At 66.1% G+C, this 971-nt stretch carries 1 protein-coding gene; it reads left to right on the forward strand.

Translation table 11 applies throughout. The annotated features are described in order from the left end of the window. Positions 1 to 3: 3 nt before the first annotated feature. On the forward strand, positions 4 to 971 hold a 968-nt coding region (locus tag AC1D00_RS42820; RefSeq protein ID WP_477014879.1), incomplete at its 3' end, for an AIR synthase related protein.

The raw sequence follows: 971 nt of genomic DNA on the forward strand, positions 1-971 counted from the left end.
TCCATGAAGAACGAACCCAAGATCACCCCCGAACTGGTTGCCGCCCACGGGCTCAAGCCCGACGAATACGAGCGCATCCTGAAGCTGATCGGGCGGGAGCCGACCTTCACCGAGCTCGGCATCTTCTCGGCGATGTGGAACGAGCATTGCTCGTACAAATCCTCGCGCATCCATCTGCGTGGCCTGCCGACGAAAGCGCCCTGGGTGATCCAGGGCCCCGGCGAGAATGCCGGCGTGATCGACATCGGCGACGGCCAGGCCGTGGTCTTCAAGATGGAGAGCCACAACCACCCGAGCTACATCGAGCCCTACCAGGGCGCGACCACCGGCGTCGGCGGCATTTTGCGCGACGTCTTCACGATGGGCGCGCGCCCGATCGCCTGCCTCAATGCGCTGAGCTTCGGTGCGCCCGAGCATGCCAAGACCCGGCACCTGGTCTCCGGCGTGGTCGCCGGCGTCGGCGGCTACGGCAATTCCTTCGGCGTGCCGACGGTGGGGGGCCAAGTGCGCTTCCACACCCGCTATGACGGCAACATCCTCGTCAATGCGATGGCCGTGGGCCTCGCCGACGCCGACAAGATCTTCTATGCGGCCGCCTCCGGCGTGAACATGCCGATCGTCTATCTGGGCTCCAAGACCGGCCGCGACGGCATCCATGGCGCCTCGATGGCCTCGGCCGAGTTCGACGACAAGTCCGAGGAGAAGCGCCCGACCGTGCAGGTCGGCGATCCCTTCGCCGAGAAACTTTTGCTCGAGGCGTGCCTCGAGATCATGGAGAAGGGCTGCGTCATCGCGATCCAGGACATGGGCGCGGCGGGCCTGACCTGTTCGGCCGTCGAGATGGGCGCCAAGGGCGACCTCGGCGTCGACCTCGATCTCGACGCGGTGCCGACCCGCGAGACCGGCATGAGCGCCTACGAGATGATGCTCTCCGAGAGCCAGGAGCGCATGCTGATGGTGCTCAAGCCCGA

It is taken from the genome of Bradyrhizobium sp. P2_E8, assembly GCF_056403875.1.